We start from the raw sequence: 16,020 nt of genomic DNA, 5'->3' as shown, positions 1-16,020 counted from the left end.
GGCACCGCCGTCCCCCGAGGAGAACCGTGCTGGTCGACCGTGAACTGCCCACCCAGGAGGCCCGGGACCTCGTCGCCCTGACGCGCGAGCTGGCCGACGCCGAGCTCGCGCCCAAGGCGGGGCAGTACGAGCGGGAGGAGCGCTTTCCGCGCGAGGTCTTCCGGCTGATCGGCGAGGCCGGCCTGCTGGGCCTGCCGTTCGGCGAGGACGTGGGTGGCGGCGGCCAGCCCTACGAGGTCTACCTCCAGGTGGTCGAGGAGCTCGCCGCCTGCTGGGCCAGCGTCGCCCTCGGGGTCAGCGTGCACACGCTGGCCTGTTTCCCGATCAACGAGTTCGGCACCGACGCGCAGCGCAGCGAGCTCCTGCCCGACATGGTCGGTGGCGGCCTGCTCGGCGCCTACTGCCTGTCCGAGGCGCACGCGGGCTCCGACCCCGGCGCCATGCGCGCCGCGGCGACCCCGTCCGACGGCGGCTGGCTGGCCCGCGGCGAGAAGGCCTGGGTCACCCACGGCGGCCACGCCGACTTCTACTCGACGTTCCTGCGCACCCCCGCCGACGGGGAGCGCGGCATCTCCTGCTTCCACCTCACCCCCGACCTCGACGGCTTCAGCCCCGCCCGGCCCGAGGAGAAGATGGGGCTGACCGGTTCCACCACCGCGGCCATCCGGCTGGACGACGTCCCGATCCCCGCGGACCGGCTCGTCGGTGAACCGGGACGCGGGCTGGCCATCGCGCTGGCCGCCCTCGACTCGGGCCGACTGGGGGTCAGCGCCGTCGCAGTCGGACTGGCGCAGTCCGCGCTGAACGTGGCGATCGACTACGCACGTGACCGGGAGGCCTTCGGCCGGCCGATCGTCGAGCACCAGGGCGTCGCGTTCCTGCTGGCCGACATGGCCGCCGCGGTGGAGTCCGCGCGCGCCACCTACCTCGTGGCCGCCCGGCGCAAGGACGCCGGCAAGCCCTACTCGCGCCAGGCGAGCATCGCCAAACTGGTGGCCACCGACGCCGCGATGAAGGTGACCACCGACGCCGTCCAGGTGCTCGGCGGGGCCGGCTACACGCGCGAGTTCCCCGTCGAGCGCTACATGCGCGAGGCGAAGGTCATGCAGATCTTCGAGGGCACCAACCAGATCCAGCGGATGGTGATCGGCAAGCACCTGGCGAAGGAGTCCGCGGGCGGCTGAGGACGACGCCCCGAGGCCCGCTTTTCGTCGGGAGCCGGGTGCAGAGTGCCGCCATGGCCTCCTTCGCCGACGTCGAGTCCGAGGAACCCGAGTTCGCCGCGCGGGTCCGCGCCGCCTTCGACGCCCGCGCGCACAAGTTCCTCGCCACGCTGCGCGCCGACGGCTCACCGCGGATCAGCGGGATCGAGATGAGCTTCGTCGGCGGAGAGCCGTGGCTGGCCGGCATGCCCGCCTCGGTCAAGTTCGACGACCTGCGCCGCGATCCCCGCTTCGCCCTGCACAGCGGGAGCGCCGAGCCCGACGTGTGGAGCGGCGACGCCAAGCTCTCCGGCCGGGCGGTTCCGGTCACGGGCGATGCCGAGCGCGCCGCGTTCGCCGGGGACGCCGGGATCGCGCCCGAGCACATGGGGTTCGAGCTGTTCCGGATCGACCTCGAGCAGGTCGTCCTCGTCGCGCTCAACGCCGAGAAGACGGCGCTGGTCATCTCGTCGTGGCGGCCGGGACAGGGCCTCACCACGGCGTTGCGTTGAGGCGCACCGCGTTCCACGTGGAACCGGCGGCCACGAGACGGTGGACCGCAGCGCTCCGTGGCATGACACTGGTGCCCCCCGCACCTGGAGATCCGCGATGCCCCAGCCCCACCTGCGGGCGGCCGACACCGACCGCGCCGCCGTCGCCACCGTCCTGGGCGAGCACATGTCCGCCGGCCGGCTGACCCTCGACGAGTACGACGAGCGGCTGACCCGCGCCTACGCGGCCCGCACCTTCGGCGAGCTCGAGGCACTGACCGCGGATCTTCCCCCCGTGAGCACCGGCCGCGCGGTCGAGACCGCACCGCACACCGAGCCGGCACCGGCGCCCGCCGCGGGCGCGGCTACCTGGCAGGGCGCCGATCCCCACTCGTGGCGCAGCTGGATGAGCACCTCGTTGATCGTGATCGCGATCTGGGCGACGATCTCGCTGGCCTCCTGGGAGCTGCTCTACTTCTGGCCGGTCTGGGTCATCGGCCCCTGGGGCGCCGTGCTGCTGGCGCAGACGCTCATGGGCGGCACCGACGACGGCGGGAAGCGGCGGCAGCTCGGGACCTGACGACCTGGGGACTGAGGACACCGCCCGCAACGCACACCGCCCGGCACGGAGGCCGGGCGGGGATCGGGTGCTGGTCGTTCGGGTGGGCAAGGGGGGACTTGAACCCCCACGTCCTTTCGGACACACGGACCTGAACCGTGCGCGTCTGCCATTCCGCCACTTGCCCTGGCGAACGTGGACATTATCAGCCCGGAGGCCGTAGCCCGGGCGGGGGGCGGTCGTTGCACCCGGCGCACCGCTACTCCTGCAGGTCCTGCGGGGCGTCGCGAGGCTCCGGGCCGGTCGGGGGCCCATCACCCGGCTACGATCACCGGTGGCACAGCGGGACGTCCGGCCGAATGCGAGGGAGCGACTGTGGGTGTGCTGCAGCGCTTCGAGCGACGACTCGAGGGCATGGTCGGACTCGCGTTCGCCCGCATCTTCAAGGGCAAGGTGCATCCCGCGGAGATCGCGAAGGCTCTCCAGCGCGAGGCCGACGAGCAGCGCTCCGTCGTCGGGGAAGGCCGCGTCCTCGCCCCCAACGTCTACGTGGTGCGCCTGGGCGAGGCCGACTTCGGCCACCTCGGCCAGTGGTCGGACCAGCTGGCCGCCGAGCTCGCGGACATGGTCACGGAGCACATCGACGACGAGGGCTACCAGGTCTTCGACAAGGTGACCGTGCGGCTCGAGCGTGACGACGACCTGCCCACGGGCGTCTTCGAGGTCAGCTCGCAGGTCGCGGACCCGGCCCGCCCGCCGTCCCGGGACGACGTCGCCGTGGCCGCGCCGCCGATGCCCTCGTCCGCCGCGCACCCGGCGCTGCCCCCGCTCCCCCCGCTGCGGGGCCGCGTCGCCTCCGACACCGGCAAGCAGAATCCCTCCATCGTCGGGCGCGCCGGCTCGCGGCCCGGGGTCACGCACGTGCTGGTCGTCGACGGCCCGGGCACGCGCCACCAGCTCACCACCGGCCGGAACGTGATCGGGCGGGGGACCGAGGCCGACATCCGCCTCCCCGACACCGGCGTCAGCCGCAAGCACGTCGACGTCGTCCTGGACGCCGGAACGGCGACCGTCGAGGACCTCGGGTCGACGAACGGCACGCTCGTCAACGGGCGCCGCGTCAGCCGCCTCGCCCTGGCCGACGGCGACGTCATCCGCATCGGCCACTCCGTCCTCGTCTACCGGCAGGACGGCGCGTGAGCGAGCTGGCGCCCTCACGCAGCACCACCGCACCGCCGGCTCCGAACACACCGGGCGCGGTGCGCGGATGACTGCCGAGATCGTCCTGCAGATCTTCCGGTTCGGCTTCCTGCTGCTGCTCTGGCTGTTCATCTTCGCGGCCTTCCGCGTGGTCCGCGCCGACCTCTTCGGCGGCCGGGCCGGCCGCGTCGCCGCGGTGCCGCCCCGGGCCGCCGCCGCGGGCAAGAAGCGGGGTCAGCGCGGCCCCAAGACCCTGGTGGTCACGGCCGGCCCCCTGAGCGGCACCAGGATCACGCTCGGCGACCAGCCGATCCTCATCGGCCGTGCCGACGACTCCACTCTCGTACTGACCGATGACTTCGCCAGTTCCCGGCATGCGAGGCTGACCAACCGAGGGGGCCAGTGGTACGTCGAGGATCTCGGCTCGACCAACGGCACCTACCTCGACCAGCAGCGGGTCCAGGGCCCACTGCTGGTCAACCCCGGCCAGCCGATCCGCATCGGCCAGACCGCAATGGAGCTGCGTACGTGAGCGACGTGAGCGAGCGTGCGAGTGAGCGAACGGGCGCGGCGGCGTCGCGAATGCCGTTCATGAGCACCGGCGAGGAGGAGGACGCGTGACCCTGGTCCTCCGCTACGCGGCACGCTCGGACCGCGGCCTGATCCGCGGCAACAACCAGGACTCCGTCTACGCGGGACCCCGGCTGCTCGCCGTCGCCGACGGCATGGGCGGCCACGCGGCGGGGGACGTCGCCAGCAAGGTGGTCATCGCCGCCCTGGAGCACCTGGACGACGACGCGCCCTCCGGCGACATGCTGCAGGCGTTGCGCCAGGCGGTCTTCGAGGGCAGCGAGCACCTGCGCGAGGTGATCCGGGAGTCCCCCCAGCTCGAGGGCATGGGGACCACCCTGACCGCGATCCTCTTCGCCGGCGGCCGCCTGGCCCTGTGCCACGTCGGGGACTCCCGCGCCTACCTGGTCCGCGACGGCCAGCTGTCCCAGATCACCCACGACGACACGTTCGTCCAGACGTTGATCGACGACGGCCGGATCACCGCGGAAGAGGCCAACAGCCACCCGCAGCGCTCGCTGCTGCTCCGGGCCCTGAACGGCCAGGACGTCGAGCCCGACCTGTCCATGCGGGAGGCCCGCGCCGGCGACCGCTATCTGCTCTGCTCCGACGGTCTCTCGGGTGTCGTGAGCGAGGACACGCTGGCCGAGGCCCTGAAGGACCCCGATCCGCAGGCGACGTCGGACCGGCTGATCGAGCTCGCCCTGCGCAGCGGCGGGCCGGACAACGTCACCGTGATCGTCGCCGACGTCGTCGACGACGGCGGCCGCGGAGGCTCCCTCATGGAGCCGGTGATCGACGGCGCGGCGGGCGGCAACGTCGGCCAGCGTCAGGTCGACGGGCGCTCCGCCGCGGGCCGCGCCGCACTCGCTGATCCGCCCGCGCCACCCCCGCCGACACCGACCCCGTCGACGGGCGGTGGCTCCTCCGCCCGCCGCCGCCCGCTGCGACTTCTCCTGGTGGCGGTAGCTGTCCTCGCAGTGCTCGTGGCGGGGTCGGTGCTCACGTACAACTGGGCCCTGGGGCACTGGTTCGTCGGCGTCGACGGCAGCGGGGACGACGAGCAGGTCGCCGTCTTCCGCGGACTGGACGTCTCGGTCCTCGGCTTCGACCTGTCCGAGCTGGACAGGAGCACCGATCTCCCGGTCACCGACCTGACCGCTGCGGCGCGCAGCCGTGTCCGCGGGGGCATCACGGCTGACGACGAGCAGGACGCCGAGCGGATCCTCGCCGCGCTCGGTGAGCAGCGACTGCCGGTCTGCCGCACGCCGGGCACTCCCGAGGCCTCCGCCTCGGCGACCCCGTCCTCCGCACCGGCACCCCTGCCCTCCGCACCGGCGGACCCGGCCGTGCCCGGCGCCCCGGCCACCACGGCGGCTCCGGACGCCACGACCTCGGCCTCTCCGACGCCGGCTCGGACGCCGGCGTCGTCCGAGCCGGGGGTGGACTGCCGGGAGGCGGACTGATGAGCGCCGTAGGCCCCGGGTTCCCCACCGGAGGTGCGTTGATGAGCGCCGCAGGCACCGGCTCCCCGCCGGGGGTGTGTTGATGGCCGGGCCCTCGACCGATCCGCGCGCACCGACGGTCGGCACGCCCCCGCCCAGCCGGCGGGGCACGGAGGCCGCCCTGCTCGCGTTCGCCGTGCTCATCACGGTCGTGGCGCAGTGCATCGTCGACCTGACCATCACCGGGGCGCTGCGCAGCGAGCTCGCCCTGTTCGGGGTGTGGTTCAGCGCCCTGTGGGCGGTCGCCCACCTCGTGGTGCGCCGCTGGGCCTCCTACGCCGATCCGCTGCTGCTGCCCGCCGTCGCGCTGCTGAGCGGTCTCGGCCTCGCCGTGATCCACCGCCTCGACCTCGCCGCGGAGCAGGTCAACAGCACGGTCACCCGGGAGGACGCGCCCGTCCAGCTGGTCTGGGCGACCCTCGGCGTGCTGTTCTTCGTCGCCGTCCTGGTCATCGTGCGCGACCACCGGACGCTGTCCCGCTACGCGTACACGCTCGCGCTGATCGGCATGGCCCTGCTGGCCCTGCCGGCCCTGCTGCCCGCGTCGATCTCCGAGGTGAACGGCGCCAAGATCTGGATCCGCCTCGCCGGGTTCTCCATCCAGCCCGGTGAGTTCGCCAAGATCTGCCTCGTCGTCTTCTTCGCCGCCTACCTCGTCGACAAGCGGGACGTCCTGGCCCTGGCCAGCCGCCGCGTGATGGGCCTCGAGCTGCCGCGCGGCCGTGACCTGGGCCCCGTCCTGCTCGCCTGGGTGCTGTCGATCCTGGTCCTGGTCTTCGAGCGCGACCTGGGCAGCTCGCTGCTGCTGTTCGGCATCTTCGTCGTCATGCTCTACGTGGCCACGGAGCGGTCGAGCTGGCTGCTCATCGGCGTCGGGCTGTTCGCCGGCGGCGCCCTGATCGCCTACCAGATCTTCGGTCACGTCCAGCAGCGCGTGGACACCTGGCTCGATCCCTTCGCCTACCAGGACGACGCCGGCTACCAGCTGGTCCAGTCGCTGTTCGGCCTGGGCACCGGCGGCCTGTTCGGGGCGGGCCTCGGCGGCGGCCGCCCCGACCAGGTGCCGATCGCCAAGAGCGACTTCATCGCCTCGGCCATCGGTGAGGAGCTCGGGCTGTTCGGGCTCGTGGCCGTCATCATCGTCTACCTCGTGCTCGTCGAGCGCGGGCTGCGCACGTCCCTCGTCGTCCGGGACGCCTTCGGCAAGCTGCTGTCCGCCGGCCTGGCCTTCGCGGTCGCCTGGCAGGTGTTCGTCGTCCTCGGCGGCGTCACCGGGCTGCTGCCCCTGACCGGCCTGACGACGCCCTTCGTGGCGTACGGCGGCTCGTCCCTCGTGGCCAACTTCGTGCTCGTGGCGCTCCTCGTGCGCATCAGCGACGCCGCCCGCCGTCCCGCGACGCCGCAGGCCGCCCCGCCGCCGCGTCTCGGCGACGCCCCCACCGAGGTCGTCACCCCGTGAACGCCCCCCTGCGCCGCGTCGCGATCAGCGTGCTCGTCCTCTTCACGCTGCTGATCGTCAACGTCAACTACATCCAGGTCGTCCGGTCGGAATCGCTGCGCGAGAACACGAGGAACACCCGGGTGCTCGTCGACGAGTACGCGCGGGAGCGCGGATCCATCGTGGTGGCCGGCAACGAGATCGCCGTGTCCGCCCCGACCGACGACGGCCTGAAATACCTGCGGCAGTACCCCGAGGGAGGGCTGTACGCGGCAGTCACGGGGTACTACTCGCTGATCTACAACACCGCCGGCATCGAGCGCGCCGAGGACGACGTCCTGTCCGGTGACGACCCCCGCCTCTTCGTGCGCCGGCTGGCCGACCTGTTCACCGGGCGCGACCCGGCCGGCGGTGACGTCGTCCTGACCCTGGACCCGGCCGTGCAGGCGGCGGCGATGGCCGGCCTCGAAGGGGTGACGGGCGCGGTGGTGGCCCTCGACCCGTCCACCGGCGCGATCCTGGGCATGGGCAGCACCCCGACCTACGACCCCAACCTGCTGTCCAGCCACGAGCCGGCGGCGATCCGCGAGTACGCGGAGCAACTGGAGGCCGCGGAGCCCGATCCCCGCACCAATCAGGCGATCCGCGAGAACTACCCGCCCGGCTCCATCTTCAAGGTCATCGTGTCCGCCGCGGCCCTGGAGGACGGCTACACCCCGCAGACCGTCGTCCCGGCGCCGGCGGAGTTCCCCCTGCCCAACAGCAGCCGGGTGATCCCGAACTTCAACGGGTCGAGCTGCAGCCCCACGGGTGAGCAGCCGCTGATCGACTCGCTGACGATCTCCTGCAACACCGCCTTCGCCCAGCTCGGACTGGAGCTGGGCGAGGACCGCGTGCGCGAGATGGCCGAGGCCTTCGGCCTGGACGGTGAGAAGCGGGCGATCCCGCTGGAGGTCGTCGACAGCCACGTCGGCGACATCGTGGACGCCGCTGCGCTCGCGCAGACGTCGATCGGTCAGCGCGACGTGCGCGTGACGCCCCTCCAGGCGGCCATGATCGCCGCCGCGGTCGCCAACGACGGCAGCATCATGGCGCCCTACCTGGTCGACCAGGTGCGGGCTCCGGACCTGACCGTCCTGGACCGCACCCGGCCCGACGAGTTCCGCCGCGCGGTGTCGGCGGACGTCGCCGCGCAGCTCACCGAGATGATGGTCAGCGTCGTCGAGAAGGGCAGCGGACGACGGGCGCAGATCGAGGGCGTCCGGGTGGCCGGCAAGACCGGTACGGCGCAGACCACGGACGCCCCCGACCACAACTGGTTCATCGGCTTCGCGCCCGCCGACGACCCGAAGATCGCCGTGGCGGTCTTCGTCGCCAACGGCGGGGGTACCGGCGGGGACGTGTCCGCCCCCATCGCCCGCGACGTGCTGCAGGCCTACCTCGAGGGGCAGGAGGGCTGATGGCGCTGTCCGTCGGAAGTGTGCTCGCCAACCGCTACGAGATCACCGCACCGATCGCCGTCGGCGGGATGGGCGAGGTCTGGCGCGCACGTGACCGGGTGCTGGACCGGGTCGTCGCGGCCAAGGTCCTCAAGAGCGAGTACATGAGCGACCCGAGCTTCCTCGCCCGGTTCCGCAACGAGGCCCGGCACACCGCCGCGCTCACCCATCCGAACATCGCCTCGGTCTACGACTACGGCGAGACCCTGGACGACACCGGCACCCAGCAGCTGGCGTTCCTCGTCATGGAGTTCGTCGAGGGCCATCCGCTGGTCACGATCCTGCACGACGAGCACCGGCTGCCCGCGGACTGGACGCTGCACGTGCTCAGCCAGTCCGCGGACGGGCTGTCGGCCGCGCACAAGGCCGGCGTCGTGCACCGGGACATCAAGCCCGGCAACCTGATGGTGCGGCCCGACGGCGTGGTCAAGCTGACCGACTTCGGGATCGCCCAGGCCCGGGACGCCGCACCGCTGACCCGTACCGGCATGGTCGTCGGCACCGCGCAGTACCTCTCCCCCGAGCAGGCGCAGGGCCTGGAGGTCACCGCCGCCTCCGACGTCTACTCGCTCGGCGTGGTCGCCTACGAATGCCTCTCCGGCGAGCGCCCGTTCGACGGCGCCTCGCAGGTGGCCATCGCCCTCGCCCACATCAACCGGCCGCCACCGCCGCTGCCGGCCGACGTGCCGCCGGCCGTCCGCCTGCTGGTGGAACGTGCCCTGGCCAAGGACCCGGCCGACCGGTTCCCCGACGGCGGCGCCTTCGCCGAGGCCATCCGGCGCGTGGCCGCGGGCGGCGCGCTCGCGGCCGTGGCCGGACCCGTGACGGGACCGGCGGCGGGGCCGGCCACCAGCCCGACCCAGATGGTCGCGGGCGGACTGGCCGACGCCCGCACGCAGGTGCTGGCCACGACGGGCGCCACCGCCGTCGCCGGGGCCGGCCTGCTGGGCCCGGGCACCGGGCCGGGCCGGCCGATGCCGCCGCTGCACGCACCGCCGGAGGACGACGACGAGTGGGGTGCGGACGCCGAGCCCGCCGACGACCGCCGCCGCGGCGCGCGCATGGCTCTGATCGCGCTCGGCCTCGTGGGGCTGCTGCTGCTCGGTGGGGGCGCCTACTACCTGCTGACCAGCGGGAACCGCGGCCGCGAGCCTGCGGCCGATGCCACCCCGGCCACCACCAGCGCCGCGGCCAGCGGGATCCTGCTCGACTCTGCCCAGTACGTGGGCCGGCCGGCCGACGCCGTGCGGGGTGAGCTGGAGGCCCTGGGGCTCGCCGTGAGCCTGGTGGCCGCCGACGCCGCCATGCTCGAGGAGCTCGGCCGGGAGTTCGACGCCGGTGCCGCTGTCCGGCTCGAACCCGCCGACACGACCGTGCCGCCGGCGAGCACGATCACCGTCTACTGGACCGAGGACGCGTACGCGCCCGAGGCAGACGTCGAGCCCGCGCCCACGAGGGAGCCCACGACCGCGGCGCCCACCACGAGCGCGGCCCCCACCACGAGCGCGCCACCGCCGTCGACGGCGTCCAGCAGCTCGTCGGCCGCGGCAACGACGACCACCCCCCTCCCGGGCACGCCGGCGCCGAACCCGGAGCCCCCACCCCCGGAGCCGGAGCCGGACCCGACCGACCAGGCGGCTGCCCAGGAGGAGACCGGGTGAGCGCACTCCTCCGTGCCGCCCGGGTATCCGGCCGCCCAGCGGTTACGCTGCGGGGCGGCTCCGTGCACCCACGGCAACGTGCGTGCCTGCCGGCCGTGGTCAGCGCTGCATGCCCGGGCGCCGAGGCCTCCGCCATTCACCCGGGCGCCGAGGCCTCCGCCATTCACCCGGGCGCCGAGGCCTGCGCCATGACGACGCCCCGCACCGCCCGAGAGGACCCCCGATGACCACCCCGCAGGTGCTCGGCGAGCGCTACGAGATCGGTGGCGTGCTCGGCCGCGGTGGCATGGCCGAGGTGCACCGGGGCCGCGATCTCCGCCTCGGCCGCGAGGTCGCCGTCAAGGTGCTGCGGGTGGATCTCGCGCGCGACCCCTCCTTCCAGGTCCGGTTCCGCCGCGAGGCACAGGCCGCCGCTTCCCTGAACCACCCGGCGATCGTCGCCGTCTACGACACCGGCGAGGACCGCACCGCCACCGGGGCCACGCCCTACATCGTCATGGAGTACGTGGAGGGCGACACCCTCCGCGACGTGCTGCGCCGTGAGGGGCCGCTCTCCCCCGAGCGCGCGATGGCCCTCTCGGCCGACATCTGCGGGGCGCTGGACTTCAGCCACCGCAACGGCATCGTGCACCGCGACGTGAAGCCCGGCAACGTGATGATCACGCCCCAGGGCACCGTCAAGGTGATGGACTTCGGCATCGCGCGGGCGGTCTCCGACTCGGCGGCCACGATGACCTCCACCGCCGCCGTGATCGGCACCGCTCAGTACCTCTCGCCGGAGCAGGCCCGCGGTGAGGGTGTCGACGCGCGCTCCGACGTCTACTCGATGGGCTGCATGCTCTACGAGCTGGTCACGGGCGCCCCGCCGTTCACCGGCGACTCCCCGGTCTCCGTGGCCTACCAGCACGTCCGTGAGGACCCGCGGCTGCCGTCGTCCATCAACCCGCGCATCCCCGCCGAACTCGACGCCATCCTGCTCAAGGCGATGAGCAAGAACCCGGCGAATCGCTACCAGTCGGCCGCCGACATGCGCAGCGACCTGCTCAGGGCCCTGGCCGGGCAGCGGGTCGAGGCGACACCCGTCATGGGGGACGCCGAGAAGACCGCGATCATCAGCGCGCCGCCCGGCGGCTACGGCTCGGCGGGATACGGCTACCGCGACGACGAGGACTGGGGCGACGAGGACGAGGAGGCACGGCGCCGCAAGCGCCGGATCATCGCGATCGTCTCGGTGCTGGGGGTTCTCCTCCTGGGTGGCGTGATCACCGCCGCGATCCTGCTCAACAGCAGACCCGAAGCACCTGCCGCCCCCGCCACGGTGGCGGTCCCGACGGTCGCGGGCAAGGACGAGCCGACGGCGCGGGCGGAGATCGAGGCGGCGGGTCTGCAGGTCGGCACCGTGGCCACGGAGGCGAGCCCGACCGTGGCCGAGGGTCTCGTGATCCGGAGCGACCCGGCCGGCGGCGCCCAGGCCGAGGAGGGGGACACGGTCAACCTCTTCCTCAGCGGCGGGCCCGACACGATCACGGTGCCCAACGTCGTGGGCCTGACCGAGGACCGGGCGATCAGCACGCTCGAGGCCGAGGGGTTCACCAACGTCACCGCCGTACCGGCCGACTCGCTCGAGGACGAAGGAAACGTGGTCGGCATCAGCCCGGGCGAGGGGGAGCAGGCCGCCCCGGGCTCGCCGATCCGTCTCCAGGTCTCGACCGGGACGATCGAGCTGCCCGATGTGGCCAACCGGACCGAGGCGGAGGCCCGCGACGCACTCGTCGAGGCGGGCTTCAGCGCGGGTCAGATCAGCACGGGCAGCGTGGAGCGCGACGACGTCCCGCAGGGCACGGTCGTGGGCACGGAGCCCGGGCCGGGCGCCGACGTCGCGGCGGGCGAGGACATCGTCCTGCTGGTCGCCGTCCCCACCCCGCCGGAGGACCCGGCCCCCACTCCCACACCCACGCCGACGGCGACACCCACCCCCACCGCCTGAGCGGACGACCGAAGGCCTCCTCCCGAACCGGGAGGAGGCCTTCGTCGTCGATGGAGCGGGGCGGGGGCCCGCCCTCAGGCCACGGCGCCCGAGAGCCGGCGGGCGGCGTCCCCCGCCTTCTGGACGACGGCCGGATCGGGCGCCAGGCCGCAGGCGGCGAGCCAGGTGGCCAGCATCTGGTGCCCGCCCTCGGTCAGGACCGATTCGGGGTGGAACTGCACGCCCTCGATCGGCAGCTCGCGGTGCCGCAGCGCCATCACGATCCCGGACGGGGTGCGGCCGGTGACCTCGAGCTCGTCGGGCACGGTGGCGGGGTCGACGGCGAGGGAGTGGTAGCGGGTCGCCGTGAACGGCGACGGAAGGCCGGCCAGCACGCCCCCGCCGTCGTGCAGCACCTGGCTCGTCTTGCCGTGCAGCAGCTCGGGCGCCCGGACCACCTCGGCGCCGAAGGCCTCCGCGATCGCCTGGTGGCCGAGACAGACGCCGAGGACCGGTACGCCGCCCTCAGCAGCGGCCCGCACCATCGGGACGCTGACCCCCGCGCCGGCCGGGGTTCCGGGGCCGGGGGAGAGCAGCACCCCGGCGACGTCGAGATCGGGCAGCTCGTCCACGGTGACGGCGTCGTTGCGCCGCACGATGCAGCGCACGCCGAGCTGCCCCAGGTACTGGACCAGGTTGTAGACGAAGCTGTCGAAGTTGTCGACGACGAGAACCGGGCGGTCGGCGGTCATCGCGGGCCGGCGGCGGGGTGCGGGGTCACGGGGCTCGGTCTCCGGGGGACGACGGTCGGCGGGTGGGCGGGCAGGTGGCGCATGCCGTCCACGGCTCAGCCGGCGGACGCGTACTCCAAGTCGAGAGGGCCATCGTAGGCGGGCAGGACGACCTCGTTCCGCTCACGGACCTCGAAGGTGAGCCCGAAGGCCTCCACCGCCTGCTCGAAGACCCGCACCTGCGGAGAGGCGGCCAGCTGGCTGCGCACGGCGGCCGGGTCGGCGATGGCGGTGACGACGAACGGCGGGGAGTACGTCCGGCCCTGCAGCAGGAGGGTGTTGCCCACGCACCGCACGGCGCTGGTGCCGATCAGCCGGCGGTCCATGATCGCGACGCCATCGGCGGCTGCCGCCCAGACGGCGTTGACGACCGCCTGGACGTCGGACTGGTGGATGACCAGGTCGTCGGGGCGGGCGTCCACCGGCAGGCTGCCGTCCGGCCGGGACGGCGCGTCGTCGAGGGTGATGACCACCCCGGGTCCGACGAGCTCCACCAGTGCGGCGGAGAGCGCGCCGGCGGCCCCCGCCGATGTCGCCGCGGCCACCGCACCGTCGCGGGACGCCGCCTGCTCGGTCAGTCGCTGCACCTCGCGCTGCAGTTCGGCCAGCTGCTCGTCCTGGCGGGCGACGACCAGGTTGCGCTGGCGGATGAGTTCCGAGAGCTCGGTCGTCTCCCCGGCCCGGAGATCGGTGCCGTGGGCGGTGCGACCCGAGGTGGCGAAGAGGAGTCCGGCGAGGAGGGCGACGACCGGGACCAGCACGGTCCAGACCGACGGTCGGCGACCGCGCAGGAGGGAGGGCGTCATCTGTCCTCCTCGCTCGCGGGTCGGGCACGGGTGCGGCACGCGCACCCGGTACACGGCCGGAACCGTCGCCTCGTTCCCCGGCAGCTTAGGCTGGGGGCAGTTCCGGTCGGGGTTGCCAATCCGGCCGCCGGGAGGGAGTACGCGCGGTGCCCAAGTCCAAGGTTCGCAAGAAGTCGGTCTACACCCCGCCGGAAGGTGTGCAGTCCGGTCAGCCCCGCGCGCTGCAGCCGAGCCCGCGCTGGTACGCGCCGGTGATGGTCGCGCTCATGCTGCTGGGTCTGTTGTGGATCGTCGTCTACTACGTCGCGGGCGACCGCATCCCGTTCATGGTGTCGCTGGAGGCGTGGAACTTCGCGATCGGCTTCGGCCTCATGGTCGCCGGCCTCGTCATGTCGATGCGCTGGCGCTGACCGCCCGTACGGCGCCTCAGGCCCTCGTCCCCACCCGGGGACGGGGGCCTTCGTCGTCCCCGGGGTCGACCCGCAGCGCCGGCCCCGGGAGCGACGCGGGGTCACCGCCGGCGGGGAGCGGACCGGCGTCCAGCCGGGACCGGGTCACTGTGCACAGACGAACGCTTCGTCCACAGGTCGACATGGCGCTCCACCCCCAGGGTTGTCCACCGAGTGTGGAGAGACGGAACGGACCCGAACCGCTCTGACCTGCGAAGACGCTCGCCGTGGGACGGATGTGACGCAGCTCCACGGCCGTAACTACATCCGTGTGAGTCTGTCCCCAGCTGTGTACCCAGCTGTGGACATAGCGACATGGGGCGGGCCGAGTCGACATGGGATGGAGCCCGATTTCGCCTTCTGACCTGCGGCGACACGTGCGCCGGTCACCCTGCGGAGCCGCCCGCGGACGGAGCGGTCCGGATCAGGACGATGCCCACCTGTGGACCGCGGCGGCCGTTCCCCCGTGGACGACGGTTCGCCCTGACGGCCGCCGTCACTCCTGGACCGTTGCTCGCGCTTCCGGGGTCCTGCACGACTCCCCCAGCGCGTGAAGGACTCCCACAGCGCCCCCGCCCGGGGTCCGGAGAGCCGACAGCCCCCGGTCACGAGGACCGGGGGCTGCTACGACTACGACGGCGGTGCGCTGCGGAGGAGCGCCGGGTTACACCAGCTCCAGGACGGTGGCGTTGGCCATGCCGCCGCCCTCGCACATCGTCTGCAGCCCGTAGCGCGTGCCGGTCGCCCGCATGCGGTGGACCAGCGTCGTCATGATGCGGGCACCGGAGCCGCCCAGCGGGTGGCCCAGCGCGATCGCGCCACCCACCGGGTTGAGCCGGTCCGCGGGGGCGCCGAGGTCGGCCAGCCAGGCCATCGGCACGGGCGCGAAGGCCTCGTTGACCTCGTAGATGCCGATGTCCTCGACGGACAACCCGGACCGCTGGAGCACCTTCTGGGTCGCGGGGATCGGCGCGGTCAGCATGATCACCGGGTCGGCACCGGCCATGACCGTCGTGTGCACGCGCACCAGCGGGGTGAGTCCGAGCTCGCGGGCCTTCTCGCTCGTGGTGACCAGCAGGGCCGCGGCGCCGTCGGAGATCTGGCTGGCGTTGCCGGCGCTGATGACGCCGTCCTCCTTGAACGGGGTCTTCAGCGAGGCGAGCTTCTCCATGGTGCCGCCGGCGCGGATGCCCTCGTCGGCGCTGACCACCGTGCCGTCGGGCAGGATCACCGGCGCGATCTCCTCGTCGAAGGCGCCGTCGGCCTGCGCCTTGGCGGCCTTCTCGTGCGAGGCGAGCGAGAACTCGTCGAGCTGGGTGCGGGAGAAGCCCCAGCGCTCGGCGATCATCTCCGCGCCGACGCCCTGGTTGGGGAAGACGCCGTCGTAGCGCTCGAGGAACCGCGGGCCCATCGGCATGCCCGTGCCTTCGACGGAATACGTCGAGCCCATCGGCACCCGGCTCATCGACTCCACGCCACCGGCCACGACGACGTCGGCCTGGCCGCTGATGACCGTCGCGGCGGCGAAGGCCACGGCCTGCTGCGAGGAGCCGCACTGCCGGTCGATGGTCGTGCCGGGCACGCTCTCCGGCCAGCCGGCCGCCAACGGCGCGTTGCGGCCGATGTTGAACGTCTGCTCGCCGACCTGGCTGACGCACCCCCAGAAGACGTCCTCCACGACGGCCGGGTCGAGCCCGGACCGCTCGGCCAGCGCGTTCAGCACGTGCGCCGAGAGGTCCACGGCGTGGACGCCGGACAGCCCTCCCCCGCGCTTGCCCACCGGGGTACGCACGGCGGCACAGATGACGGCATCTCGCATGGACCCACTCCTCCTCGACGAACGCTGCGGAACGGCTCCGGCACGCAGCCTGGGACGATGGTAG

At 73.3% G+C, this 16,020-nt stretch carries 14 protein-coding genes and 1 tRNA gene; 11 read left to right on the top strand and 4 right to left on the bottom strand.

Translation table 11 applies throughout. The features are described 5' to 3' along the window. Positions 1-26: 26 nt before the first annotated feature. The 3 genes from E4P39_RS15615 (at position 27) to E4P39_RS15605 (ending at position 2,273) form a co-directional block, all read left to right on the top strand. On the top strand, positions 27-1,184 hold the full coding sequence (locus E4P39_RS15615) for an acyl-CoA dehydrogenase family protein (protein ID WP_135137499.1): 1,158 nt from the start codon (positions 27-29) through the stop codon (positions 1,182-1,184). Positions 1,185-1,237: 53 nt separating this feature from the next. After that, entirely contained in the window at positions 1,238-1,714 is a 477-nt protein-coding gene (locus E4P39_RS15610; protein ID WP_135137498.1) for a pyridoxamine 5'-phosphate oxidase family protein, read from the top strand. A 97-nt stretch (positions 1,715-1,811) separates the two neighbouring features. Then, entirely contained in the window at positions 1,812-2,273 is a 462-nt protein-coding gene (locus E4P39_RS15605) for a DUF1707 domain-containing protein (protein WP_135137497.1), read from the top strand. Positions 2,274-2,356: 83 nt separating this feature from the next. Here E4P39_RS15605 and E4P39_RS15600 read toward each other — a convergent pair. After that, a tRNA-Leu gene (locus E4P39_RS15600) sits at positions 2,357-2,439 on the bottom strand. A 188-nt stretch (positions 2,440-2,627) separates the two neighbouring features. On the opposite strand from E4P39_RS15600, the gene E4P39_RS15595 reads away from it, so the two are divergent. From E4P39_RS15595 to pknB, 7 genes are all read left to right on the top strand, one after another. Beyond that, positions 2,628-3,452, top strand: coding sequence for a DUF3662 and FHA domain-containing protein (locus tag E4P39_RS15595; protein ID WP_135137496.1), 825 nt, complete (start codon positions 2,628-2,630; stop codon positions 3,450-3,452). A gap of 67 nt (positions 3,453-3,519) precedes the next feature. Then, complete coding sequence (locus E4P39_RS15590) at positions 3,520-3,984, top strand: FHA domain-containing protein (RefSeq protein ID WP_135137495.1); 465 nt, start codon at positions 3,520-3,522, stop codon at positions 3,982-3,984. Between the two features lie 85 nt (positions 3,985-4,069). Next, positions 4,070-5,488: a PP2C family serine/threonine-protein phosphatase gene (locus E4P39_RS15585; RefSeq protein WP_135137494.1), complete on the top strand. Its 1,419-nt coding sequence runs from the start codon at positions 4,070-4,072 to the stop codon at positions 5,486-5,488. 82 nt (positions 5,489-5,570) lie between these two features. Next, positions 5,571-6,986: an FtsW/RodA/SpoVE family cell cycle protein gene (locus tag E4P39_RS15580; RefSeq protein ID WP_135137493.1), complete on the top strand. Its 1,416-nt coding sequence runs from the start codon at positions 5,571-5,573 to the stop codon at positions 6,984-6,986. Further along, a complete protein-coding gene (locus tag E4P39_RS15575; RefSeq protein ID WP_135137492.1) occupies positions 6,983-8,425 on the top strand; it encodes a penicillin-binding protein 2 in 1,443 nt (480 codons plus the stop codon). The genes E4P39_RS15580 and E4P39_RS15575 overlap by 4 nt, the downstream gene beginning before the upstream one ends. Continuing rightward, positions 8,425-10,125 carry a serine/threonine-protein kinase gene (locus tag E4P39_RS15570; protein ID WP_135137491.1) on the top strand — a complete coding sequence of 567 codons (1,701 nt, stop codon included), beginning with the start codon at positions 8,425-8,427 and terminating at the stop codon, positions 10,123-10,125. Before E4P39_RS15575 ends, E4P39_RS15570 begins: the two co-directional genes overlap by 1 nt. 223 nt (positions 10,126-10,348) lie before the next feature. Then, positions 10,349-12,112 (top strand): Stk1 family PASTA domain-containing Ser/Thr kinase, encoded by a 1,764-nt coding sequence (gene pknB, locus E4P39_RS15565; protein WP_135137490.1) that lies wholly within the window; start codon positions 10,349-10,351, stop codon positions 12,110-12,112. A gap of 74 nt (positions 12,113-12,186) precedes the next feature. On the opposite strand, the gene E4P39_RS15560 is transcribed toward pknB, so the two are convergent. Then, positions 12,187-12,843 carry an aminodeoxychorismate/anthranilate synthase component II gene (locus E4P39_RS15560; RefSeq protein ID WP_135137489.1) on the bottom strand — a complete coding sequence of 219 codons (657 nt, stop codon included), beginning with the start codon at positions 12,841-12,843 and terminating at the stop codon, positions 12,187-12,189. Positions 12,844-12,938: 95 nt separating this feature from the next. Next, positions 12,939-13,688: a DUF881 domain-containing protein gene (locus E4P39_RS15555; protein ID WP_135137488.1), complete on the bottom strand. Its 750-nt coding sequence runs from the start codon at positions 13,686-13,688 to the stop codon at positions 12,939-12,941. Positions 13,689-13,834: 146 nt separating this feature from the next. On the opposite strand from E4P39_RS15555, the gene crgA reads away from it, so the two are divergent. After that, positions 13,835-14,098, top strand: a complete 264-nt coding sequence (gene crgA / locus E4P39_RS15550; protein WP_135137487.1) for a cell division protein CrgA — start codon at positions 13,835-13,837, stop codon at positions 14,096-14,098. A 703-nt stretch (positions 14,099-14,801) separates the two neighbouring features. On the opposite strand, the gene E4P39_RS15545 is transcribed toward crgA, so the two are convergent. After that, complete coding sequence (locus E4P39_RS15545) at positions 14,802-15,956, bottom strand: thiolase family protein (RefSeq protein WP_135137486.1); 1,155 nt, start codon at positions 15,954-15,956, stop codon at positions 14,802-14,804. Positions 15,957-16,020: the final 64 nt, after the last annotated feature.

Source organism: Blastococcus sp. CT_GayMR19 (assembly GCF_004570385.1).
Taxonomy (GTDB): domain Bacteria; phylum Actinomycetota; class Actinomycetes; order Mycobacteriales; family Geodermatophilaceae; genus Blastococcus_B.
This window is presented reverse-complemented; position numbering and strand designations above follow the sequence as displayed.